This window comes from Streptomyces sp. WAC06614 (genome assembly GCF_003949795.1).
Taxonomy (GTDB): domain Bacteria; phylum Actinomycetota; class Actinomycetes; order Streptomycetales; family Streptomycetaceae; genus Streptomyces.
In genome coordinates, this window is record NZ_RPRY01000119.1 from 1 (window position 1) to 20,596 (window position 20,596).

The window sequence follows — 20,596 nt, forward strand, 5'->3', positions numbered from 1 at the left end:
GGCCGCGGCGCCTCCCGGGCCCTGGCGGCCGGCCCGGAGGGCCTGGCCGTCCTCACCGTGCACCGCAGACGCCGCGGCCTGAGCATCGCCGGCCCCGCGGGTCCCAACGGCGGGGAGCGAGGGGTACGACGGGGAGCGACGGGAGCGACGGGAGCGGCCGGAGCGGCGGCGCCCGCCCCCGCTCGTTCGGCGGAGCCTTCGGTGCGCCCGTACCCGAGGTTGGTGAGAATGGCCGCAGTGACCCCATGTCCCGCCGGGGCGGTGCCCCGCGCTCGCCTCCGCACGCTGTGGCCGCCGGTCGCGGCCTGGCTGGTCGCGAACCTCGTGACCTGGCTGGTCGCCGAGGCGTCCGTGGCGGGCGACGGGTCCGCCGTGCGCTACTGGTCCACCGCCGGCCGCCGTCGCTGGGACTCCGAGCACTATCTGTCGATCGCCCGGTCCGGCTACGAGATGTTCCGCTGCCGGGAACGGTATCCCGACTTCCCCGACATCGTCTGCGGCAACGTCGCCTGGTTCCCCGGCTACCCGATGGTGGTCCGTGCGGGTTCCGCCACCGGGCTGTCGTACGAGGTGGTGGCCGTCCTCGTCACCGAGCTCTGCCTGCTCGGCATGTTCGCGGTGCTGTGGTGGCTGCTCGGCGCCCGGCTCACCTGGGCCACCGGCCTCACCCTGGCGATCGGGACGGTGTTCCCCGGCGGCGTCTACTTCCACGCGGTGTTCCCCCTGGCCACCGTGACGCTCGCCCTGCTGGTGTGCGTGGCCGGGGTGCGGCGTGGTGCGTGGGGGCTCGCCGCGGCCGGTGGCTTCGTGGCGAGCGCGAGTCATCCGATCGGTGCGGTCGCCGTCGGCATGCTGCTGCTGAGCGCGGGCTTCGCGTGGCGGGAGGACCCGTGGCCGCTGCGGATCGCGAAGGCGGGGGCGTCCGCGGCACTCGCCGGATGCGGTCTGCTGTGGACGCGATGGCTGATGTGGCAGGCGACCGGCCGCTGGGACGCGTACGACGTCATCCAGCGGTCGAGCTACGGGCAAGGGGCCGTGCGCCAGCCCTTCGCCGAGCTGGTGAAGGCGTACGGGGTTCCGTTCGGCGACTGGTACCGGCCGGACGGGCAGCTCACCTGGCTGGTGGCCCACAGCCTCGCCGCGCACCGGGTCCAGCTCTGGCTGAACGTCTCGTTCGTGCTGCTCGTGGTGCTGACGGCCGCGGTCCGGCTCGTCCGGCACCGGGGACTCGACGTCGCGGAGTGGGCCGCCGCGATCCTGACGGCGGGCGTCTTCCTGGCACCGTTCCTCGGGGGTGCGCAGATGTCGTGGTACCGCACGCACGCGGCGATGTTCGTCGGGCTCGTCCTGGTCCGACGCATGCCCCGGTGGGTGCAGGGTGCGCTGCTGGCCGTCTGTGCGGTCCGCTACGCGTTCCTGGGGGCGATGTTCTTCGCCGGGGTGCTGGTGTGAGGGACCACCGCCGCTACGAGGCTTCCGGCGCCCCTTCCTCTTCCTCCGCTTCCCCCGCCTCTTCCTCCTCCGTAGCGTCCTCGTACGTGTCGTGGGCGACCGAGTAGACCGGCCGGGCCTGTACGGCCGTGAAGATGCGGGCCACGTACTCGCCGAGGAGGCCGAGCGAGAAGAGCTGGACGGCGCCGAAGAACAGCATGGTGATGATCAGGGAGGTCCAGCCCGGAAGGGTGTTGCCCGTCGCGTGGGCGATCAGTGTCCAGACGAGGAAGCCGAGGCAGACGACGAGGCTGAGGGCTCCGACGGCCGTGGCGAACCGCAGCGGGACCGCCGAGAAGCTGGTGATGCTGTCCAGGGCCAGCAGGACCATCTTGCGCAGGGGGTACTTGGTGGTGCCGGCGACCCGCTCCCCGCGCCGGTAGGAGATCTGGCCGCTGGGGAAGCCCAGGGAGGGGATGAGCAGGCGGTAGACCTGCCGCTGGTCGGGGAGGGCCGTGAGGGTGTCCACGACGGGGCGGGACAGCAGGCGGAAGTCACCGGCGTGCGCGGGGACGAAGGTGCCGGCGAGGCGGCGCACCAGCCAGTAGTAGACGGCGGCCGAGCGGCGTTTGAACCCGCTGTCGGTGGAGCGGTCGGCGCGGACGCCGTAGACGACGTCCAGATCCTCCGTCCGGGCGAGGTGGAGCATCTCGGGGATGGCCTCCGGCGGGTCCTGGAGGTCGGCGTCGATGCTGACCACGTGGGCGCCGCGGGCGCGGTGGAGTCCGGCGGTCAGGGCGGCCTGGTGGCCGCTGTTGCGGCGCAGGCGCACGATGCGGAGCTCGGGCCAGAGGGTGCGGAGGTCGCCCAGCAGCGCGGGCGTCCGGTCGGTCGATCCGTCGTCGACGGCGAGGACTTCGTACGGCTCCCCGCACCCGTCGAGGACCGGCCGGAGCCGGGCCGCCAGAGCGGGCAGCGCTTCCTCCTCGTTGTAGACGGGCACGACGACCGAGAGTGCGACCGGAGCCGGGGGCGTGTTCCGCACAGCAGTCATCATGCGGGAAGGCCCGATGGCCGGCATGTCGACCGGCCCTTCGCAGCGCTGCCGGGCCGGTCGACGGACGGTTCAGCGGCCGTGGGCCTCGCCGGTGGGGGCGCCGCGGTCCTCGATGAAGTGCTTGAAGCGCTTCAGGTCGCCCTTGACCTGCCGGTCGACGTAGCCCATCCGGTCGCCGATCCGCTCCGCCAGTCCCTCGCCGTCGAGGTCCATCATCAGCGTGACCTGGGTGTGCGAGGGGTCGATCGGCTCGAACGTCACCACGCCCGACTGCTCGGTCTCACCGCCGAGGGTGACCCAGGCGACCTTGGTGTCGGGGATCTGTTCGGTGATCTCCGCGTCGAACTCCCGCTTGACGCCGGCGATCTGCGTGACCCAGTGCGTGAGCGTGTCCGTGCGCTGCTCGATCCGCTCCACACCGTCCATGAACTGCGGGAACGACTCGAACTGCGTCCACTGGTCGTAGGCGGTGCGGACCGGGACGGCGACCTCGATGGACTCCTTGGCCGTCGACATGTTGCGTCCTCCAGACGTGTGGCCGGCAAAACCGGGGCCGGCCTCTCGGGGGTGGCCGGCCCCGGGTGGGGCTCTCCACTGGTGCCCCGTTCGGCCCCGGCTGCCCCGCCGCGCGCCGGGGCATTCCCCGAACGAGTCGTCTTCCGCCACCGTGCGGCCCCACCCCGGTCGCGCCTGCGGCCCCCTGCGTCGGGGGCCGCGGGCAGCCGGTCGGGGCAGGCGGTCAGCCGTCGCCCAGCATCCCCTTGCGCAACTCGCTCAGCGTGCGCGAGAGGATGCGGCTGACCTGCATCTGGGAGACGCCGATCTCCTCCCCGATCTCCCGTTGCGTCCGTTCCTCGACGAAGCGCATCCGCAGGATGCGGCTGCGGCGCTCGTCGAGGCCGGACAGCAACGGCGCGAGGGCGTGCCGGTTCTCCACGGCCTCCAGTCCGGGATCGACCTCGCCCACCGAGTCGGCGAGGGTGGGCGCCCGCCGGCCTCCCGGGGACCGGCCGCTGCCGCCGGCCTCCGCCCCGTCGCCGGGGCCCGCCTGGGCGTCGATCGAGCGGGCGCTGTACCCGTTGGCCGCGACCAGGCCCTCACGGACCTCGTCCTCGGTGAGGCCGAGGTGCTCCGCGAGGTCGGCCGGGGTCGGTTCGGTGCCGAGGACACTGGCGAGTTCCTCCGCGGCCCGGACCAGCTCCGAGCGCAGTTCCTGGAGCCGGCGCGGCACGCGTACGGCCCATGCGGTGTCACGGAAGTGCCGCTTGATCTCGCCGCTGATGAAGGGGAGGGCGAGGGTGGTGAACTGCGTGTTGCGGCCGGGGTCGAAGCGGTCGATGGCCTTGATGAGGCCGATGGTGCCGACCTGGATGAGGTCGTCGAGCTCGGGGCCGCCCGGGCGGTCGCGGTACGGCCGGACGGCGAAGCGGACCAGCGAGAGGTTCATCTCGATGAGGGTGTTGCGGACGTACTGGTACTCGCGGGTGCCGCGTTCGAGGGAGTGGAGCCGTTCGAGGAGCAACGGCGTCAGTCGGCGGGCGTCACGGGTGGTCACGTCCCGCGGGCAGTCCGGCACCTCGTCGGTCCGGGGCGGGGTGGGGGTAGCGGTCGTGGTGTGCGGCGTCGTCGCCTTGGTGGTGTTCGACTCGGTGGCAGTAGTGGTCATCGTCTTCGCTCCCTGGGCACGGATGCTTGCGGCGCGTCGCTCGATCGCTCGGTCACATGGATTCGGAATCTTGCTCTCCAAGAACCTGCCCTCTCGGCGGACACACGTCAAGAGATACAGGAAAAACATTTCGGGATTTGCAGGTCAGGTATCGATGGAGGAAGAATGGCGATGTGGACAGCGAACGGCCGGATCCGCGCCGGCCCCATCGGACGAATTGGACTTTCCTGACGAACCACGCCCGGGTGCTCGTCACGATCGCGCGCGACCCCGGCATCCGGCTCCGGGACATCGCGGCGACCTGCGGTCTGACCGAGCGCACCGTCCAGGCGATCGTGACGGACCTCCAGGCCGACGGGTATCTCACCCGGCTCAGGGACGGCCGGCGCAACCGCTACGAGATCGCCCAGGGCGCCCGCTTCCGGCACCCGGCCGAGGCCGGGCTGGAGATCGCCGGTCTCCTGGCCTACCTCGCCGGCCCGGCGAGAGCCGCAGCCGTCGACGCAGGCGGGACCGGGGCCGCGGCCAGGGCCGAGGCCGGCTCCGGGGACGAGGCACTCCGCTCGGAACGGCTCGATCTGCACCTGACCCCGGACGACGCAGCAGCCGCTCTCGAGGGAGGGAGCGATGCCGGGCTCGAACGAGCCGGCCAGTTCCCGTAGGACCACCGCAGGCCCCGGCTCTCCCCCGCCGGGACGGGGGTTGCTACGTTCCGGAGGGCGGTGCGGCCGAGGTGGCCGCGGCCGGTGTCGGTGAGGGGGAGTGCGCCATGGCTGCCAGGCGTAGGGGAATCGTGGGCGTCGCGGTCGCGGCCGTCGTGCTCGGCGGCGGTGTGACGGGATGCGGGGGCGGCGCCGGTGCCGGTGCTGGTACGGCGGCCGGTGCCACGCCCCCCGCGACGGCCACGGCATCGGCCACGTCGACGGCATCGGCCCCGGCCACCGCCGCCGCCACGGCCATGCCGTCGGACACGTCGGCCGCCGCCGGGCCGGCCGGCGGCGCGAGCGCGCAGCCGCCCGCCGGCGGCGCAGGGGTGAAACCGGCGCCCGGCCCGTCGTCGAAGCCGGACGCCCCGAAGGCAGCGGCACCGAAGTCCGGCGGCGGCTGCGTCACCGCCGTGCCGGGCCCCGGCGCCTACGACCCGGACGAGATCGCCCTCTACCGCACCGAGACCCCGCCCGGCAGCCCCGGCACGGTCACCCTCGTGGTCCAGCACGGCGCTTGGGCCTGCAGCAGGGCGGGCGACGGCGCGCCGTTCGTCACCAGCGGTGAGGAGGTCCGCCGGGCCCTCGCCGCCGACGCGCAGATCACGGCCGCCGGCCCGGTCCTCACGGCCGGCGGCAGCAGCAAGCCGATCACCGTGCAGGAACTGGTCGGCTGGATGGCCGCGCACCCGGACTCGGGGCTGGTCTTCACGTACCGGACGGGCGACGACGGTGCGATCCACCGCCTGGACCAGGTCTACCTGCCCTGACCGACGTGACGGAGCGCATCAACGCCACGTAGAGCAGCAAGGAGGCGGTCAGGCCCACCGCCCAGCCGTAGTCGGCGAGCGGCTTGAGGAAGGGGATCACGCCCTCCGCGGGGAAGGGGCCCTTGCCCGGGGCCGAGTGCGAGCCGCCGATGGCCAGGACCCCGCCGACGGCGAAGGCGGCCAGCGCGCGGAGGTTCCAGCCGCCGGTGTACCAGTACGGGCCGCCTTCCCGGTACAGGTCCGGCAGTGAGAGCCGGGTGCGGCGCACGATCCAGTAGTCGGCGATGAGGATGCCGGCGACCGTGCCGAGCAGCCCGCCGACCAGGCCCAGCCAGGTGAAGATGTACAGCTCGGGGGTGGAGGTCAGCTTCCACGGCATGATCAGCACGCCCACCACCCCGGTGATCAGCGCGCCCCGGCGGAAGTCGACCAGGCGGGGCGCCAGGTTGGCCAGGTCGTACGCCGGGGAGACGACGTTGGCGGCGATGTTCACCGAGATGGTGGCGATCAGGACGGTGACCAGGGCGAAGATCAGGCCGAAGACGTTGTCGGTCTTGGCGACGAGCTCCACCGGGTCCCAGATCGGGGCGCCGTAGACCGCCTCCGAACCGGAGGTGACGAACACCGACAGCAGCGCGAACAGGGTCATCGTCGTCGGCAGCCCGAGCGCCTGCCCCAGCGCCTGGGAGCGCTGGCCGGCGCCGAAGCGGGTGAAGTCGGGGATGTTCAGCGAGAGGGTGGACCAGAAGGCGATCATCGCCATGAGGGAGGGGAAGAAGACCTGCCAGAACTCCGGGCCCCAGCCGAGCCGGGACGGCTGGTCGAGGAGTTCCCCGAAGCCGCCCGCCTTCACCCCGATCCACACCAGCAGGGCCAGCGCGCCGACGATCACGAAGGGTGCGGCCCAGTTCTCGAAGCGCCGCAGGGCCTCCATCCCCCGGTAGATGATGGCGAGTTCGAGGACCCAGAAGACGACGAAGCACAGCCACAGCGTCCACGGCTGCCCGGCGATCCGGTCGGCGCCCGCCCAGCCGCCGAAGATCCTGCCGAGCAGGACGAAGATCCCGGAGCCGCCGATCCAGGTCTGGATCCCGAACCAGGCGCAGGCCACGGCGGCCCGGATCAGCGCGGCCAGATTGGCCCCGCGCAGCCCGAACGAGGCCCGGGCCAGCACGGGGAAGGGGATGCCGTACTTGGGGCCGGCGTGCCCGGTCAGGAGCATCGGCACCAGCACGATCACATTGGCCAGCGCGATGGTCAGGACGGCCTGTCTCCAGTCCATCCCCAGGGCCACCAGGCCGGAGGCGAGCAGCCAGGAGGGGATGTTGTGCGCCATGCCGACCCACAGGGCCGCGAAGTTGTACGTGGTCCAGCGCCGGTCCGCGACGTGTACGGGGAGCAGATCGGGGTTGGCGAAGCGGCCGTCGGAGGGGACCTCGCCGGGGGCGAGTTCGATGCGCTCCCCGGTGTCGACGGTCGGATGGTCCGGCATGTACGCACGCCCCTTCGGGTCGGGTGAAGGCCCGGCCCCGGGCAGGACCGGAAACGCCGGTGCACGGCTCCCCCACGAGGAGCCGCTCCATCGTGGCGCCCCGGCGGCCCGGGGTCGAGACGGACACCGCCACAAGACCCTGGAGGTCGTCCTGGGCATCGGCGCGTACACGCCCTCGGCCTTCGCCCACCGGAAGACCCGGGCGGCGTGAGGTGTCGGTCAGGCGGCGAAGCTGCGGTTGCCGGTGAGGGACCACACGGCGGAGATCCGGCCGTCGCGGACCGCGAACATGTCGATGCCGCTCTTGACGACGACCTCGCCGTGGACCTCGTTCCACCGGCAGGCCATCTCGCCGCGCCCGGTGTCGACGAGCGGCGCCGCGGCCGCGGCGAACGTCACGCCCGTGAGGGCGAGGCTGTTGGCCGAGACGAACGCCGTCAGTTCGTCCCGGCCGAAGGCGGCGGCGGAGCCGGTGCCGTCGAAGTCGTCCGCGAAGTGCAGCCGGAAGTCGGGGGCGAGGATCTGGTCGGCGAGGGCGACGTCTCCGTTCCAGAGCGCCGTCCAGCCCTCCACCAGCCGGGTGCCGGCCTCCCGGGTCAGCGGTGCGGAGTCGGTGAGGGGGGTCGTCGTCACAGACATGGGTGCCTTCCAAGGTCGGTTCGTGGTCACCCAGCGTCCGGGCCGTGAGCGACAACCCCCTGTCGGTGTTCGGGCCCCCGAGCGGCGGCTCAAGCGAAATCGTAGAGGGAGTCGAGCGGAACGAAATCCCGCGCCTGGAGGTCCAGTTCGGCCAGGTCCAGCGGACGGGGCTCCACCGTCTCCTCCCCTACCCGCGCCTGCCTGACGCGGTCGAGGCGGAAGCACCGGACGGCCGAGCGCCGCCGGCACCGGCCGACGAGGTACCAGGGGTCGCCCCCGACCAGGCCCAGGGGCTCGACCTCGCCCTCGGTGACCTCGCCCTGGGCGTCGGCGTGGCTCAGGTGCAGCAGCCGGCGCGACGCGAGCGCTTCGCGCACGGCGTGCGGGAGCGGGGAGGGGGCCGCGGGCTGGGCGGCGACCCGGATCCGGGCGGCGAGCTCGCGCGTGGCCTGACGGTCACGCTGCGGCATGACCGCGAACACTTTGTGCACCGCCGCGCGGGCGTCCGCGGCGAACGGTGTCCCGGACAGCCCGTGCAGGGCCACGGCCAGGGCCACCGCCTCGGCCGGGGTGACGGTCAGGGGCGGCAGCGTGTGGTCCTTGTCCACCACGTAGCCGCCGCTGCGGCCGGGCTCGGCGTAGAGCGGCACCCCGGACTGCTGCAGGGCGCTGAGGTCGCGCTCGATGGTGCGGGTGCTGACGCCGAAGCGCTCGGCGAGCCACCGGGCGCTGCGCGGCCGGGGCGACACCGCGCGTAACTCCTCCACCAGGGCGTACAGGCGCTCGGTACGGTTCACAGCCAGGACCGTAGCCGGAACACCCGTCCGGGCGACAGACGGCCGACCGGCGCTCTGGCCTGCACGGAGCGAATCATCATTTAGGATTCAAGGCGGCCGTGGGGCGGCGGAACGGTCGAGTCGGCCGGTCGGCCGTCGTAGCGGGCGGCCTGGGGGCAGGGCCCTGGTCCGGACGAGGACCACATGACGCCGATCAACAAGATCCCGGGAGTCGCGCGACCGCCGGCGTGCGTCTTCGTGGTGCGGGTCGCCGGGCACACCCGCCCATGGACAGAAGAACCCGGGGAGAAGTGAGGTATGCCAGTGATCTGCGTCGGAGGCATGATCGGCATCGGCAAGACGACGGTGGCCGAGCTGCTCGCCAAGGAGCTGGGCAGCGACGTCTTCTACGAGAGCGTGGAAGACAACCCGATCCTCCCGCTGTTCTACACGGCGAGCCCCGAGGAGATCCAGGCCCGGCGCTACCCCTTCCTCCTCCAGCTCTACTTCCTCCAGACGCGGTTCGCCTCGATCAAGGAGGCGTACAAGCAGGGTGACAACGTCCTCGACCGCTCGATCTACGAGGACTGGTACTTCGCCAAGGTCAATCACGACCTGGGCCGGATCAGCTCCCTGGAGATGCAGGTCTACGAGGGCCTGCTCGACGAGATGATGCGCGAGATCGACGGCCTGCCGTACCGCAAGGCCCCCGACCTCATGGTCTACCTCAAGGCCGACTTCGAGACGGTGCTGCACCGGATCGGACTGCGGGGCCGCGACTTCGAACAGGACGAGAGCCTGGTCGAGTACTACCGGACCCTGTGGTCCGGCTACGACGACTGGGTGCACAAGCACTACTCGGCCAGCGAGGTCCTCGTGATCGACATGAACCACACGGACGTGGTGAACAGCGCCGAGGACGCGGCCCGGGTGGCGCAGGAGGTCAAGGACGCCCTGGCCGCGGCAAGGCGGCGGGACTGACACCATGGGCGCCCGCACCCGTACCGGCCTGATCGACTTCGGCGCCGCCGCGCCCCGGCCGCGCGCCCTGGACGTGCGGTGGATCCACGGCTCGCCGTCGGCCAAGCACGACACGGACCCGGAGATCCAGGTCCACGCGTACGACGAGCACACGGTCATCCTCCGGCAGAACATGGCGGTGGACTACGAGGCGCCCTTCCTGTTCCTGCTCTTCGGCAACGACCGGGCGGTACTGATCGACACCGGGGCGACCGCCTCCGCGGAGTTCTTCCCGCTGCGGCAGGTGGTCGACGGGCTGGTGGACGACTGGCTGGCCCGCAACCCCCGGCCCGCGTACCACCTGCTGGTGCTGCACACCCATCCGCACGGGGACCACGTGGCGGGCGACGGCCAGTTCGCCGACCGTCCCGACACCACGGTGATCGGCGCCGAACTGGCCACCGCCTGGGCGTACTTCGGCTTCGGTGCCGCGCCCGACGCGGTGGCGCGGGTGGACCTGGGCGGCCGGGTGCTGGAGTGCCTGGCCACTCCGGGCCACCACGAGGCGGCGGTGACGTACTACGACCCGTGGACGGGCTTCCTGCTCACGGGCGACACGGTCTATCCCGGGCGGCTGTACATCCAGGACTGGCAGGCGTTCACCCGGACCATCGAGCGGCTGATCGACTTCTGCGACGGGCGGTCGGTCACCCATGTGCTCGGCTGCCACATCGAGATGACCCGGCAACCGGGCGTGGACTACCCGATCCGCACCGTCCACCAGCCCGACGAGCCGCCGCTGGAGATGACCACCGCCCACCTCCGCGAGATCCGCACGGCCCTCGCGGACATCGGCCCCCGCCCCGAACGCCGCGCGTACCCGCTGTTCATCCTCTGCCCCGACATCTGATCCCGCGCTTCCTGCGCCCTGCCGGGTCGTTGGGCAGGGGGCGGGGAACTGGGCTGCTGGGTAAGCCTGTTCCTCCGACCGGGTTCGGCAGCAGGAGGAGAGGAACAGCATGGACGGCGCCAGCAGCAACGTGGTGATCAGCAACTCCCGGGGTCAGTTCCTGATGCATCTGCGGGACTTCAAGCCCGGCATCTGCAATCCGGGCCGCTGGGGCCTGGTCGGTGGCGCTGCCGAGCCGGAGGAGGACCCCGAACGGACGGCCCGGCGGGAGCTGTTGGAGGAGACCGGACTCTCCGGCCTGCCCCTGGCGCACCTGGGTTCCTACGTCTCCGAGGACGGCCCCGTCTCCGCCTTCCACGCCGTCTGGGACGGCGACGCGGAGAGTCTGCCGGTCCCCGAGGGCATCATGTTCCGGTGGTTCGCCCCGGAGCAGCTCGCCCTCCTCCATCTGGCCGACTACGCCCACCGCTGCCTGCGCCTGCACGACCCCGCCCTCCGGCTCACGGACCCGGCGGCCGTGGTCCCGGCCGGGCGGTGGACGCCCTGGGAGGTCACCGGTGAGCTGGCGGCGTTCTTCGACGCGAAGGCCGCGCACCTGCCGGCCGAGAGCCGGTGGCACCTTCAGGTGCTCAAGATCGGGGAGGAGTTCGGCGAGGCCGCACAGGCCCTCATCGGCGTCACGGGCACCAACCCCCGCAAGGGGCGGTCCCACACCTGGGACGACGTGACCGCCGAGGTGTGCGACGTGATCGTGACGGCCATGGTGACCCTGCACCGGCTCGGTGTGCCGGACCCGGCGGGTGTGTTCGCCGCGCACCTGGAGAGGACCGCCGCGCGCACCCTGGCCGCCGGGCAGGGGTGAGGGCAGGCGGGGCAGTGCCCCGGCCGCCGCTGCGTCGGCGGGCGGGGCGCTGCCGGCGCCGGTCAGGACCTGTGGCGCCGGGCGCAGGTCCATGCGCCCATGCCCTGCAGGGAGGCGAGCCGTTCGGCCACCTTGATCTGCTCGGCCTTGGTGGCCAGATCGGCCCGGGGCGCGTACTTGAGTCCGCCGGCCGCGCGCCAGCTGGAGCGGGTGAACTGGAGCCCTCCGTAGTGCCCGTTACCGGTGTTGGCGTGCCATCTGCCGCCTGATTCGCATTGCGCGATCGCGTCCCAGTCGGCGCGGGGACGGGACGCCGACGCGGCGGAGACGGGACCGGCCGAAACCAGTATGCAGAGGAGGACCGGGACGAGCATGAGCAGGACGCCGCTGGTGGTACGGCGGTTGACGGGGGCGTTGCGCGTGACGTGACAGGGCATGGCTCTCCCTCGCGACAAGGCGGCGCCGCCACCGGGCCGGACGGCCCGGGGCAGGCGCACCGCACCGTGCAGACAGCAGCACAGCACGTTCGGCAGCCTTCACCCACGCTTTAGGGGGATTTGAGAGCTTATGCCACCCATACAGAGCCATGCCCGGAAAGCGACCGACGAGGCCGCCCCAGGGAACGTATCGGGATGAAACCGCAGTTCAGAGCACGCGCACGGGGTGCACGGCCACGGCTGTGACGACTGCTGACCGTGTGCCGCCAGTTGCGGCGCGGACGCGGAATGACCGCGCCCCGGCCGGGTACGAAGGCAACGGGCCGTTACGGGAGCGGCCGGGAGCTGGGCGCCGGGTGGGTGGAGGGGTGCGTGCGGGCGGACCATGCCGAGGAGGGCCGGCGGGACGTGCGGGAGCCGTCCAGGATCGGACCCTACGAGGTCCTCGGACAGCTCGGGGCGGGCGGCATGGGCGAGGTGTACCTCGCCCGGTCCGACGACGGGCAGCGGGTGGCGGTCAAGCGGATCAGGCCGGACGTCGCCGCGGACCCGGGCTACCGCGCGCGCTTTCGCCGCGAGGTGCTGGCCGCCCGGGCGGTCAGCGGCATCTGCACCCCGCCCGTCGTCGGTGCCGACGCGGACGCCGAACACCCCTGGCTGGCCAGCGTGTTCGTGGAGGGGCCGGACCTGTCCGACGTCGTCCGCCACGGCCCGGGCCCCTTGGCCGAGGCGCCGCTGCGGAGCCTGGCCGCCGCGCTGGCCACCGCCCTGGTGTCCATCCACCGGGCCGGCCTCGTCCACCGGGACCTCAAGCCCGGGAACGTCCTGATGACCGCCGCCGGCCCCCAAGTGATCGACTTCGGGATCGCGAAGGCGCTTGCGCCGGGATTCACCCAACTCACGCCCGACGGACGGACGGTGGGAACACCCGCCTACATGTCTCCCGAACAGGCCATGGCCAGGTCCGTCACACCGGCGAGCGACGTGTTCGCCCTCGGCTGCGTGCTGATCTTCGCGGCGACCGGGCGCCACCCGTTCCAGCGGGACCACGAGGCGGCCGTGATGCACGCCGTGGTGTTCGAGGATCCCGATCTCGACGGGGTTCCCGACTCCCTACGCCCCCTCGTCGAGGCCTGTGTGGAGAAGCAGCCGGAACATCGCCCCACACCCGAGGCCCTGCTCGCCATGCTGGCGGAGACCGGGCAGTTCTCGCTGCACCTGAGGACCCCCGTACCGCCGGGCAGGCCCTTCGTGCTGCTCACCGCAGCACTGGCCCTGTACTTCTGCGCATTCCTGGGAGCGGCTGCCGTGCGCCACGATCTGCCGATGCTCATCCCGCTGATCGTCATCTTCGGCTGGCTGCCTCCCGTCGTCCTGATGGCGTCCCTGCACCGACTGCGGCGGGTCGAGGTGGTGGTCGGCCTGGACGACTGGGGCGTACGGCTGCGGTACGGGAACACGTCCGTGGCGCAGCCCTGGGAGGAGCTGAAGGAGGTGGAGCTGGTGCAGCCCGCCGTCGCGCGTGTCCCCGCGAAGACCGGGGACTTCTCGCTGGTGGCCGTGATGCGGCCCGGGCACCCCGGTACACAGCCCCTGCCGCTGCGGCTGCGTCCGGGCAACCGCGTCGGCCTCAACCTCCGCCTCACCCCGCAGCAGGCGGCGGCCCTGCGGGCCCTCCTCGCCCGGCGACGGGCGCGGGACCGGGCGGAGCGCTCGTGACCGGCGGCGCGGCCGGGGCGGTCGTACGGTCCGCACGGCGGAAGGCCGCCCGGTAGGCGCTCGGGCGGTGGCCCGTGTGGCGGGCGAACAGCGCGGCGAAGGTGCCGGGGTCGTGATAGCCGACGGCCGCGGCGACGGCGGCGACGGTGCGGTCGGTGTTCTCCAGCAGGTGACGCGCGCGGCGCACCCGGGAGTCCTGGAGATGGGCCAGCGGGCTGCGGCCGGTCTCCTCGGCGAAGCGGCGCAGCAGGGTGCGGGTACTGACGCGGAAGGCCTCCGCGAGCGCCCCCAGGTCGTACCGCTCGGCGAGGTTCTGGTCGAGCTGCCGCATCACCCGCTGGGAGAACTCCCGGCCGGGCTGCGGCAGGAGCCGCGGGTCGACGTACGGGGTCTGGGAGGTCCGGGCGTCGTCGACGAGCGCCACCCGGGCGGTGGTCCGGGCCACCCGGCTGCCGTGGTGCCGGCGGATCAGGTCCAGCGCGAAGTCGTACATGGCGCTGAAGGCGGCCGTGGTCGTCACGCCGGTGTCGGTGACCACCAGGTGCTCGGGCCGGACGTCGGCGCTCGGGCAGCGCCCGGCCAGCTCGTCGGCGTACAGCCAGGAGGTGGTGGCCCGGCGCCCGTCGAGGAGCCCCGCCTCGGCGAGCAGGAACGCGCCGACGCAGAGGGAGACCACGGCCGTGCCGGCGGCGGCCTGGGCGCGGACCGCCGCGACCTCGGGGGCGAGTGCGGCGAGGCGCGCATCGAGGTCGGTGCCCGGGTGCAGGGCGAAGCCGGGGACCACGAGGACGTCGACCTCGCACAGGGGACGCACGTCCAGGCGCGCACCGCCCGCGGCGACGACCCGGCGGCGGGGCGAGACGACCCGGACCCGGTACCCGGGCACGTCCGGCCCGGCCACGTGCCCGGCCATGGTCAACAGGTCCGGTACCCCGAACACTTCGGACGCGAAACACCCCGGGTACGCCAGCACCCCGACCCGCAGCTCCCCCGCGGTACCCGCGGCCCCGCCCGGCACCGCGCCGTCGCCCGCCGGCCGCGGTGGCCGCGGTGGCTGCGGTGGCCGCCGTTGCCCCGATGCCGTCTCCGCCATGGCTTCCGTCCCCCCTCCTGGTGCCGCTCGCCAGGCCCCGGAGTCGCCGACCGCGTGCCGCGTACCGCTCTCGCCCGTGGCCCCGACGGCCCCGACGGCCCCGACGGCGAGATTACCCCTGGCCTTGGCGATCCCGCCGCTGCCCGGGAGCCGGTCCGGGGACCAGGCTGGCCCCCATGAGCGAAGACGATCCGAACGACCCGATCACCGACTTCACCCGCCGCAGCATCACCGTGCAAGGGGTGGAGAAGACGGTCCACGCGGCCGGCACCGGGCCCGCGGTCGTGGTGCTGCCCGAGATGCCGGGCATCAGCCCCGACGTCCTGCGGCTCGCCCGCTGGGTGCGGGACGCCGGCTTCACCGTCCTGGTCCCCTCCCTGTTCGGGACGGACGGGGCCTTCCCCACGGCCGAGGGCGGCCGCGAGGTCGTCCGCCGGGCCTGTGTCAGCGCGGAGTTCCGCGCCTTCGCCGGCGGCGGCACCAGCCCGGTGACCCGCTGGCTGCGCGGTCTGGCCCGCCAGGCCCACGCCGAGTGCGGCGGGCCCGGGGTCGGCGCGATCGGCCTGTGCTTCACCGGCAACTTCGCCCTCACCATGGCCCTGGAATCGGCCGTGATCGCCCCGGTGGTCAACCATCCGTCGCTGCCGCTGGACGACCCCGGCGGGCTCGAACTCGACGCCGCGGACGCCCACGCCCTGCGTGACCGGTTCGACCGCGACGGCCTCACCGTCCTCGCCTACCGCTTCGAGGGCGACCGCTGGTGCACCGGGCAGCGCTTCGCCGCGTACCGCGCGCTGCTCGGCGAGGCCTTCGACGGACGGGTCCTCCCCGACAGCGCCGCGAACCCGGCCCCGCCGCCGTTCTTCGCCGAACTCGTCGGCACCCCGCACAGCGTCGTCACCGCCCACCTCGTCGACGAGGCCGGCCACCCCACGGTCCGGGCCCGTGACGAGATCCTCGCCTTCCTCACCGCCCGGCTCGCCCCGCCGCCCCACCCGGCTCCGGCTTCACCTCGACCGGCTTGACCTTGACACGGTGACAAGGTCTTCACTGCTCGCCGAGGAGGTGGTCCCGATGACCATGGCCGAGCAAGGCATCGAGCACACGCACGGGGACACGGACGAGGCGCTGCGGGGACTGGCGGACGGACGCCCGTCCGTCCGCCTGCGCGCGGCCCTGGAGGTCGGTACGGCGCCCGACCCGCGCTTCGTCGGCCCGCTGGTCGAACGGTGCGCGGTCGAGCCGGAGTTCTTCGTCCGCGACATGTTGACCTGGGCGCTCACCCGCCATCCGGTGTCCCTGACCCTGCCCGCGCTCCTGCGCGAACTCCGCTCGGAGCGGGCGCAGGCGCGCAGCCAGGCGCTGCACACGCTGTCCAAGATCGGGGACCCGCAGGGGTGGCCGGGGATCACCCCGGCGCTGCTGGCCGACGCCGAGGACGAGGTGGCGCGCAGCGCCTGGCGGGCCGCGACCGTGCTCGTACCGCACGGTGAGGAGGCCGCCCTCGCCTCGTCACTGGCCGGCCGGCTCGGGCGCGGGGGGCGGGAGACGCAGCTCAGTCTCAGCCGGGCGCTGATCGCGCTGGGGGAGGTCGTCCTGCCGGCGCTGCGTCGTGCGGCGGCGGACCCCGACCCTCGGGTGCGCACGCACGCGCTGGCCACGGAGCGGCTGCTGCACGACCCCGAGGCCGGTTTCGCGTTCGCCGTCGAGGAGGCCAAGCGCGTCCTCGTGCTCGGCGGGTCCGATCCGCAGGGACGATAGGGGCATGTTGATCGGTGAGGTGGCACGACGGTCCGGGGTCAGTGCCCGCATGCTCCGGCACTACGAGACGCTGGGCCTGGTGCGGCCCTCGGGTCGTACGGGCTCGGGCTACCGGGAGTACTCCGACGAGGACATCCGGCGGATCTTCCATGTGGAGAGCCTGCGGTCACTGGGGTTGTCGCTGCGGGAGATCGGGCGGGCGCTCGACGATCCCGGCTTCGCACCCTCGGCCCTGGTCGAGGACCTGATCCAGCGGACGCGCGCACGCATCGCGGCCGAGACGGAACTGCTGACGCGCCTGCGCAGGATCGACGCCGCGGAGCCCGCCGGCTGGGAGGGCGTCCTCCAGGTCGTCGCGCTGCTCCAGGCACTCGGGTCCCCGAGCGCCGACGCCCGCCAGCGCGCGGCCCTGTCCTCGGGCGACGAGGTCCCGGTGCCGGTGGAGGTCCTGGTCGAGGCGGCCCTGAGCGAGCCGGAGCCGAACGTCGCCGGAGCGCTGAGGTGGGCGCTGGCCCGCTCGGGCGACGACCACTCCGCCGCGGCCCTGCTCGCCGGGGGCCTCGCCTCGCCGGTGGCGGCGGTGCGCGAACGCGCCGTGCGGGGCCTCGCCGAGCTGCCCGGAGCGGCGGCCACCGCGCTGCTGCGCGAGGCCCTCGGCCACGAGGACGCCGCGGTCCGCGGGTACGCGGCGCTGGCCCTCGGGGCACGCGGGGCGGCCGATGCGGTCCCTACGCTCATCGAGATGATCGTGGCCGGCAGGAACGACACGGATGCGGCCGACGCCCTCGCGGTGCCGGCGAACGACGCCGCGGCGGCGGACCGGATCGCGACCGCGCTGGTCGCCCGCCTCGCCGCGGCCACCACCGACGCCCCCGCCCGCGGCCGGCTGACCCAGGCCCTGGCGGACATCCCGGGCCCGACGGCGTCGGAAGCCCTGGAGACCCTGTCCCGGGACGAGGACCGCGCCGTCGCCCTGACCGCGGCGTACCTGCTGAAGCTGCGCGAGGCGTAGCGCCGGACGCGCTGCGGCCGGGCGCTGCGGCCGTGGGCGGTGCGGTGCGGCAGAATGCCCGCATGGAACGTGTGCTCGGCATCGGTGGGTACTTCGTGCGGGCCGCCGACCCGGCGGCCCTGACCGCCTGGTACCGGGAGTGCCTGGGGCTGGACGGCGACGAGCACGGCCAGTGGCGGCAGGGGCCCGGGCCCACGGTGTTCGCGGCGTTCGAGGCCGGCACCGACTCCTTCGGGTCCCCCGCCCAGCAGGTCATGCTCAACTTCCGGGTCCGCGACCTGGACGCGATGCTCGCGCAGCTGCGTGCCAAGGGGGCGGACGTGGCCGAGGAGACGCAGGACATGGAGGGGGTCGGCCGGTTCGGCTGGGTCACCGACCCCGAGGGGCACCGGATCGAACTGTGGCAGCCGGCGGACCCGGCCGACGCCGACGCCGGGGCGTGACGGGGCCCGTCCGCCGCTCCGGGCCCCGCCGCGATCCGTCGTCCGCCGCTGGTTTACTGCACGTACGTACGTACCCCACCGACCAGGCGAGGACTGCCCGTGCACCGGACCGTCACCGAGCTCGCGGACGGCCGCGAGCTCATCTACTACGACAGCGCCCCCGGCCGGGACCGGGGGGCTAAGGACCCGCGGCCGCTCGACCGCGTCCACAGCCTGCCCGAGCTGCGGCGGGACCCGGCCACCGGCGACTGGGTGACGATCGCCGCGCACCGACAGACCCGTACCTACCACCCACCGGCGGACGCCTGCCCGTTGTGCCCCTCGCGGGAGGGCCGGCCGACCGAGGTCCCGGCCGCCGACTACGAGGTGGCGGTCTTCGAGAACCGTTTCCCCTCCCTCTCCGGTGACGCCGGCCGCTGCGAGGTGGTCTGCTTCACCCCCGAGCACGACGCCGGCTTCGCCGACCTCACCCCCGGGCGGGCCCGGCTGGTCCTGGACGCCTGGACCGACCGCACCGCCGAGCTCTCCGCCCGCCCCGAGGTGCGGCAGGTCTACGTGTTCGAGAACCGCGGTGCCGAGATCGGCGTGACCCAGCCGCACCCGCACGGACAGATCTACGCCTTCTCCACCGTCACCCCGCGCACCGCCAAGCACCTGGCCGCGGCCGCCGCGCACCGGGCCGCGACCGGCCGCAACCTCTTCGAGGAGCTGCTCGCGGAGGCCCGCGCCGCCACGGAACGCGTGGTGCTGGCCGGTGAGCACTGGACCGCCTTCGTCCCGTACGCCGCCCGCTGGCCGTACGAGGTCCATCTCTACCCCCACCGCCGGGTCCCCGACCTGACCGCGCTGGAGGAGGCGGAGCGGGCCGAGTTCCCCGGGCTCTACCTGGAGCTGGTGCGCCGCTTCGACCGGCTCTTCGGGCTGCCCTCCCCCACCCCGTACATCTCCGCCTGGCACCAGGCCCCGATCGTCGGGGGCGAGGAACTGGCCCTGCACCTGGAGCTGTTCACCGTCCGGCGCACCGCCGACAAGCTCAAGTACCTTGCCGGGACCGAGTCCGGCATGGACGCCTTCATGAACGACGTGGCCCCCGAGGCGGCCGCCCGGCGGCTGCGGGAGGTGCGATGAACGGGGCTGCGGCCGCGGCCGTGCGCGAGGAGTTCCGGCGGGTCCACGGCGGGGAGCCGGACGGGGTGTGGGCCGCGCCCGGCCGGGTCAACCTGATCGGCGAGCACACCGACTACTGCGACGGCTTCGCCCTGCCGATGGCCCTGCCGCAGCGCACCCTGGTCGCCGCGCGCCGCCGCGACGACGGCCTGCTGCGGCTGCACAGCGCCCAGGGCGACGGCCGGACCACGGAGCTGCGCGTGGCGGACCTGGCCCCGGGCGGGACGGGCGGCTGGGCCCGCTATCCGGCCGGGGTGGTGTGGGCGCTGCGCGAACGGGGCCTGGACGTGGGCGGCGCCGACCTCCACGTGAGCAGTACGGTTCCCACCGGAGCCGGGCTGTCCTCCTCCGCGGCCCTGGAGTGCGCGGTGGCGGTCGCCTACGACGACCTGCACGGGCTGGGCCTGGACCGCCCGGTGCTGGCCCGGGTGGCCCAGCACGCCGAGAACGCCTTCGCCGGAGTGCCGTGCGGGATCATGGACCAGATGGCCTCGGTCTGCTGCACCGCCGGCCATGCGCTGCACCTCGACAGCCGCAGCCTGGAGGTACGGCAGGTCCCGCTCGACCTGACGGGGCACGGACTGTCCTTGCTGGTGCTCGACACCCGGGTCCAGCACGACCTGGCCGACGGCGCCTACGCCGCCCTGCGCGCGGGCTGCGAACGGGCGGCGGAGCTCCTGCACGTCCCGGCGCTGCGGGAGCTCACGGAGCCGGACCTGCCCGCCGCCCTGGCCGCGCTCCCGCCCGACCTGGTGCCGCTGGTGCGGCACCAGGTCACCGAGAACGCCCGGGTGGAGCGGACGGTCGACCATCTCGCGGCGGGCGAACCGGAGGCGCTCGGCCCGGTCCTGACCGCCGGCCACGCCTCGCTCCGCGACGACTACCGGATCTCCTGCCCGGAGACCGACCTCGCGGTGGAGTCGGCCGTGGCGGCAGGGGCGCTCGGCGCCCGGATGACGGGCGGCGGCTTCGGCGGGTCGGTGATCGCCCTGGTCCCGGCCGAGGCCGCCGCGGCGGTCGCGGCCGCGGTGGGCGACGCCTTCGCGGCGGCCGGGTTCACCGCCCCCGCCGTGCTGGAGGCCGTCCCCTCGGCCGGGGCCGAACGCATCGGCTGACACGACGACCGGGGCCGACCGGGCCGAACCGGCCACGGCCCGGCCGGCCCGGTCCGCGGCCCCCGGCGCGCTCACCCCGCGGCGGCGTCGCCGGCCCCGCCGTGCGGCAGCAGCAGGGCCGAGTCGCCGTGCACCGTGAGGTGGACGGGGGCGAAGGTGGTGGCCTCCGCGCGGGCCTCGCCGGTGCCGGGGCTGCGGGCGTAGCGCGGGTGGGCACCGCCGCTGATCTGCCAGCGGATCCGGTGCCCGGCGGCGAAGCGGTGGGCGGTGGCGCCCATCGGCACGGTGACCTGCGCCGGGGCCGATCCGGTCGTCCGCACCTGGCCCAGCCCGTCGCAGACGTTGACGGATCGCCCCCGGGCGTCCACGTCGCACAGGCGGGTGAACACGTCGGCCTGCCCGGTGTCCGCGGAGAGCGAGAACCGCGCGGAGACGGGGCCCAGGACCTCCAGCGGCTCGGTCAGGGGCGGGCTCGTGAAGGTCAGCACGTCGTCGCGGGCCTCCAGGGCGCTGTTGTCCTGGGGGCCGGCGGTGCGGGAGAGCAGCGGGCCGCCGGCCCCCAGGACAACAGCGCCCTGGAGG

The 20,596-nt window shown here is 73.8% G+C and carries 22 protein-coding genes and 1 pseudogene; 14 read left to right on the forward strand and 9 right to left on the reverse strand.

Going from position 1 to position 20,596, the window contains the following annotated elements; translation table 11 throughout:
* The first annotated feature begins 237 nt into the window (after positions 1-237).
* A complete protein-coding gene (locus EF918_RS17835) occupies positions 238-1,452 on the forward strand; it encodes a hypothetical protein (RefSeq protein WP_185921797.1) in 1,215 nt (404 codons plus the stop codon).
* A gap of 13 nt (positions 1,453-1,465) precedes the next feature.
* Here EF918_RS17835 and EF918_RS17840 read toward each other — a convergent pair whose 3' ends face one another.
* From EF918_RS17840 to EF918_RS17850, 3 genes are all read right to left on the reverse strand, one after another.
* Positions 1,466-2,485, reverse strand: a complete 1,020-nt coding sequence (locus tag EF918_RS17840) for a glycosyltransferase family 2 protein (RefSeq protein WP_260610322.1) — start codon at positions 2,483-2,485, stop codon at positions 1,466-1,468.
* 72 nt (positions 2,486-2,557) lie between these two features.
* The gene (locus EF918_RS17845; protein ID WP_125646960.1) at positions 2,558-3,004 is read right to left on the reverse strand and encodes an SRPBCC family protein; all 447 of its coding nucleotides are present in this window, start codon (positions 3,002-3,004) and stop codon (positions 2,558-2,560) included.
* Between the two features lie 223 nt (positions 3,005-3,227).
* Positions 3,228-4,154: a SigB/SigF/SigG family RNA polymerase sigma factor gene (locus EF918_RS17850; protein ID WP_125646963.1), complete on the reverse strand. Its 927-nt coding sequence runs from the start codon at positions 4,152-4,154 to the stop codon at positions 3,228-3,230.
* A gap of 173 nt (positions 4,155-4,327) precedes the next feature.
* Here EF918_RS17850 and EF918_RS38265 point away from each other — a divergent pair.
* Together EF918_RS38265 and EF918_RS17860 are read left to right on the forward strand one after the other, a co-directional pair.
* Positions 4,328-4,627, forward strand: a pseudogene (locus EF918_RS38265) (helix-turn-helix transcriptional regulator); the annotation flags it as partial.
* Positions 4,628-4,923: 296 nt separating this feature from the next.
* Positions 4,924-5,628, forward strand: coding sequence for a hypothetical protein (locus tag EF918_RS17860; protein WP_125646969.1), 705 nt, complete (start codon positions 4,924-4,926; stop codon positions 5,626-5,628).
* Here the strand turns inward: EF918_RS17860 and EF918_RS17865 are convergent.
* The gene (locus EF918_RS17865; protein ID WP_260610320.1) at positions 5,567-7,120 is read right to left on the reverse strand and encodes an NCS1 family nucleobase:cation symporter-1; all 1,554 of its coding nucleotides are present in this window, start codon (positions 7,118-7,120) and stop codon (positions 5,567-5,569) included. The two genes, EF918_RS17860 and EF918_RS17865, sit on opposite strands and share 62 nt — an antisense overlap.
* Here EF918_RS17865 and EF918_RS36635 point away from each other — a divergent pair.
* Entirely contained in the window at positions 7,119-7,331 is a 213-nt protein-coding gene (locus tag EF918_RS36635; protein WP_148141241.1) for a hypothetical protein, read from the forward strand. The two genes, EF918_RS17865 and EF918_RS36635, sit on opposite strands and share 2 nt — an antisense overlap.
* Before the next feature lie 8 nt (positions 7,332-7,339).
* Here the strand turns inward: EF918_RS36635 and EF918_RS17870 are convergent, their stop codons facing one another.
* Together EF918_RS17870 and EF918_RS17875 are read right to left on the reverse strand one after the other, a co-directional pair.
* Entirely contained in the window at positions 7,340-7,759 is a 420-nt protein-coding gene (locus tag EF918_RS17870; RefSeq protein WP_125646972.1) for a nuclear transport factor 2 family protein, read from the reverse strand.
* An 89-nt stretch (positions 7,760-7,848) separates the two neighbouring features.
* Positions 7,849-8,556, reverse strand: coding sequence for a YafY family protein (locus EF918_RS17875; protein ID WP_125646975.1), 708 nt, complete (start codon positions 8,554-8,556; stop codon positions 7,849-7,851).
* A 297-nt stretch (positions 8,557-8,853) separates the two neighbouring features.
* Here EF918_RS17875 and EF918_RS17880 point away from each other — a divergent pair, with 297 nt between their 5' ends.
* The 3 genes from EF918_RS17880 (at position 8,854) to EF918_RS17890 (ending at position 11,267) form a co-directional block, all read left to right on the forward strand.
* Complete coding sequence (locus EF918_RS17880; protein ID WP_125646978.1) at positions 8,854-9,516, forward strand: deoxynucleoside kinase; 663 nt, start codon at positions 8,854-8,856, stop codon at positions 9,514-9,516.
* A gap of 4 nt (positions 9,517-9,520) precedes the next feature.
* Entirely contained in the window at positions 9,521-10,405 is an 885-nt protein-coding gene (locus tag EF918_RS17885; protein ID WP_125646981.1) for an MBL fold metallo-hydrolase, read from the forward strand.
* 109 nt (positions 10,406-10,514) lie between these two features.
* Positions 10,515-11,267 carry an NUDIX domain-containing protein gene (locus EF918_RS17890; RefSeq protein WP_125646984.1) on the forward strand — a complete coding sequence of 251 codons (753 nt, stop codon included), beginning with the start codon at positions 10,515-10,517 and terminating at the stop codon, positions 11,265-11,267.
* Between the two features lie 62 nt (positions 11,268-11,329).
* On the opposite strand, the gene EF918_RS17895 is transcribed toward EF918_RS17890, so the two are convergent.
* Positions 11,330-11,641 carry a transglycosylase family protein gene (locus tag EF918_RS17895; protein WP_260610324.1) on the reverse strand — a complete coding sequence of 104 codons (312 nt, stop codon included), beginning with the start codon at positions 11,639-11,641 and terminating at the stop codon, positions 11,330-11,332.
* A gap of 435 nt (positions 11,642-12,076) precedes the next feature.
* Between EF918_RS17895 and EF918_RS17900 the strand changes: the two genes are divergently transcribed.
* Positions 12,077-13,423 carry a serine/threonine-protein kinase gene (locus EF918_RS17900; protein ID WP_185921798.1) on the forward strand — a complete coding sequence of 449 codons (1,347 nt, stop codon included), beginning with the start codon at positions 12,077-12,079 and terminating at the stop codon, positions 13,421-13,423.
* On the opposite strand, the gene EF918_RS17905 is transcribed toward EF918_RS17900, so the two are convergent.
* Complete coding sequence (locus tag EF918_RS17905; RefSeq protein WP_260610321.1) at positions 13,347-14,363, reverse strand: GlxA family transcriptional regulator; 1,017 nt, start codon at positions 14,361-14,363, stop codon at positions 13,347-13,349. The two genes, EF918_RS17900 and EF918_RS17905, sit on opposite strands and share 77 nt — an antisense overlap.
* A gap of 329 nt (positions 14,364-14,692) precedes the next feature.
* Here EF918_RS17905 and EF918_RS17910 point away from each other — a divergent pair, with 329 nt between their 5' ends.
* The 6 genes from EF918_RS17910 to galK all read left to right on the forward strand — a co-directional run bounded on the left by EF918_RS17910 (position 14,693) and on the right by galK (position 20,014).
* A complete protein-coding gene (locus tag EF918_RS17910; protein ID WP_125646996.1) occupies positions 14,693-15,541 on the forward strand; it encodes a dienelactone hydrolase family protein in 849 nt (282 codons plus the stop codon).
* 49 nt (positions 15,542-15,590) lie between these two features.
* The gene (locus tag EF918_RS17915; RefSeq protein ID WP_125647015.1) at positions 15,591-16,277 is read left to right on the forward strand and encodes a HEAT repeat domain-containing protein; all 687 of its coding nucleotides are present in this window, start codon (positions 15,591-15,593) and stop codon (positions 16,275-16,277) included.
* 4 nt (positions 16,278-16,281) lie between these two features.
* The gene (locus EF918_RS17920; RefSeq protein ID WP_125646999.1) at positions 16,282-17,289 is read left to right on the forward strand and encodes a MerR family transcriptional regulator; all 1,008 of its coding nucleotides are present in this window, start codon (positions 16,282-16,284) and stop codon (positions 17,287-17,289) included.
* A 62-nt stretch (positions 17,290-17,351) separates the two neighbouring features.
* Positions 17,352-17,732 (forward strand): VOC family protein, encoded by a 381-nt coding sequence (locus tag EF918_RS17925; RefSeq protein ID WP_125647002.1) that lies wholly within the window; start codon positions 17,352-17,354, stop codon positions 17,730-17,732.
* Positions 17,733-17,831: 99 nt separating this feature from the next.
* On the forward strand, positions 17,832-18,860 hold the full coding sequence (gene galT / locus EF918_RS17930; RefSeq protein WP_125647005.1) for a galactose-1-phosphate uridylyltransferase: 1,029 nt from the start codon (positions 17,832-17,834) through the stop codon (positions 18,858-18,860).
* Positions 18,857-20,014 (forward strand): galactokinase, encoded by a 1,158-nt coding sequence (gene galK / locus EF918_RS17935; protein WP_125647008.1) that lies wholly within the window; start codon positions 18,857-18,859, stop codon positions 20,012-20,014. The genes galT and galK overlap by 4 nt, the downstream gene beginning before the upstream one ends.
* A gap of 71 nt (positions 20,015-20,085) precedes the next feature.
* Here the strand turns inward: galK and EF918_RS17940 are convergent.
* Positions 20,086-20,596, reverse strand: a 511-nt coding sequence (locus EF918_RS17940) for a CocE/NonD family hydrolase (RefSeq protein WP_125647011.1), incomplete at its 5' end; no start/stop codon positions are given.

Coding starts and splice junctions, on each gene's coding strand:
- EF918_RS17840 (WP_260610322.1), bottom strand. CDS start 2,485: ATGACTGCTGTGCGGAACACGCCCCCGGCTCCGGTCGCACTCTCGGTC.
- EF918_RS17845 (WP_125646960.1), bottom strand. CDS start 3,004: ATGTCGACGGCCAAGGAGTCCATCGAGGTCGCCGTCCCGGTCCGCACC.
- EF918_RS17850 (WP_125646963.1), bottom strand. CDS start 4,154: ATGACCACTACTGCCACCGAGTCGAACACCACCAAGGCGACGACGCCG.
- EF918_RS17860 (WP_125646969.1), top strand. CDS start 4,924: ATGGCTGCCAGGCGTAGGGGAATCGTGGGCGTCGCGGTCGCGGCCGTC.
- EF918_RS36635 (WP_148141241.1), top strand. CDS start 7,119: ATGTACGCACGCCCCTTCGGGTCGGGTGAAGGCCCGGCCCCGGGCAGG.
- EF918_RS17865 (WP_260610320.1), bottom strand. CDS start 7,120: ATGCCGGACCATCCGACCGTCGACACCGGGGAGCGCATCGAACTCGCC.
- EF918_RS17870 (WP_125646972.1), bottom strand. CDS start 7,759: ATGTCTGTGACGACGACCCCCCTCACCGACTCCGCACCGCTGACCCGG.
- EF918_RS17880 (WP_125646978.1), top strand. CDS start 8,854: ATGCCAGTGATCTGCGTCGGAGGCATGATCGGCATCGGCAAGACGACG.
- EF918_RS17885 (WP_125646981.1), top strand. CDS start 9,521: ATGGGCGCCCGCACCCGTACCGGCCTGATCGACTTCGGCGCCGCCGCG.
- EF918_RS17890 (WP_125646984.1), top strand. CDS start 10,515: ATGGACGGCGCCAGCAGCAACGTGGTGATCAGCAACTCCCGGGGTCAG.
- EF918_RS17895 (WP_260610324.1), bottom strand. CDS start 11,641: ATGCTCGTCCCGGTCCTCCTCTGCATACTGGTTTCGGCCGGTCCCGTC.
- EF918_RS17910 (WP_125646996.1), top strand. CDS start 14,693: ATGAGCGAAGACGATCCGAACGACCCGATCACCGACTTCACCCGCCGC.
- EF918_RS17915 (WP_125647015.1), top strand. CDS start 15,591: ATGACCATGGCCGAGCAAGGCATCGAGCACACGCACGGGGACACGGAC.
- EF918_RS17920 (WP_125646999.1), top strand. CDS start 16,282: ATGTTGATCGGTGAGGTGGCACGACGGTCCGGGGTCAGTGCCCGCATG.
- EF918_RS17925 (WP_125647002.1), top strand. CDS start 17,352: ATGGAACGTGTGCTCGGCATCGGTGGGTACTTCGTGCGGGCCGCCGAC.
- galK (WP_125647008.1), top strand. CDS start 18,857: ATGAACGGGGCTGCGGCCGCGGCCGTGCGCGAGGAGTTCCGGCGGGTC.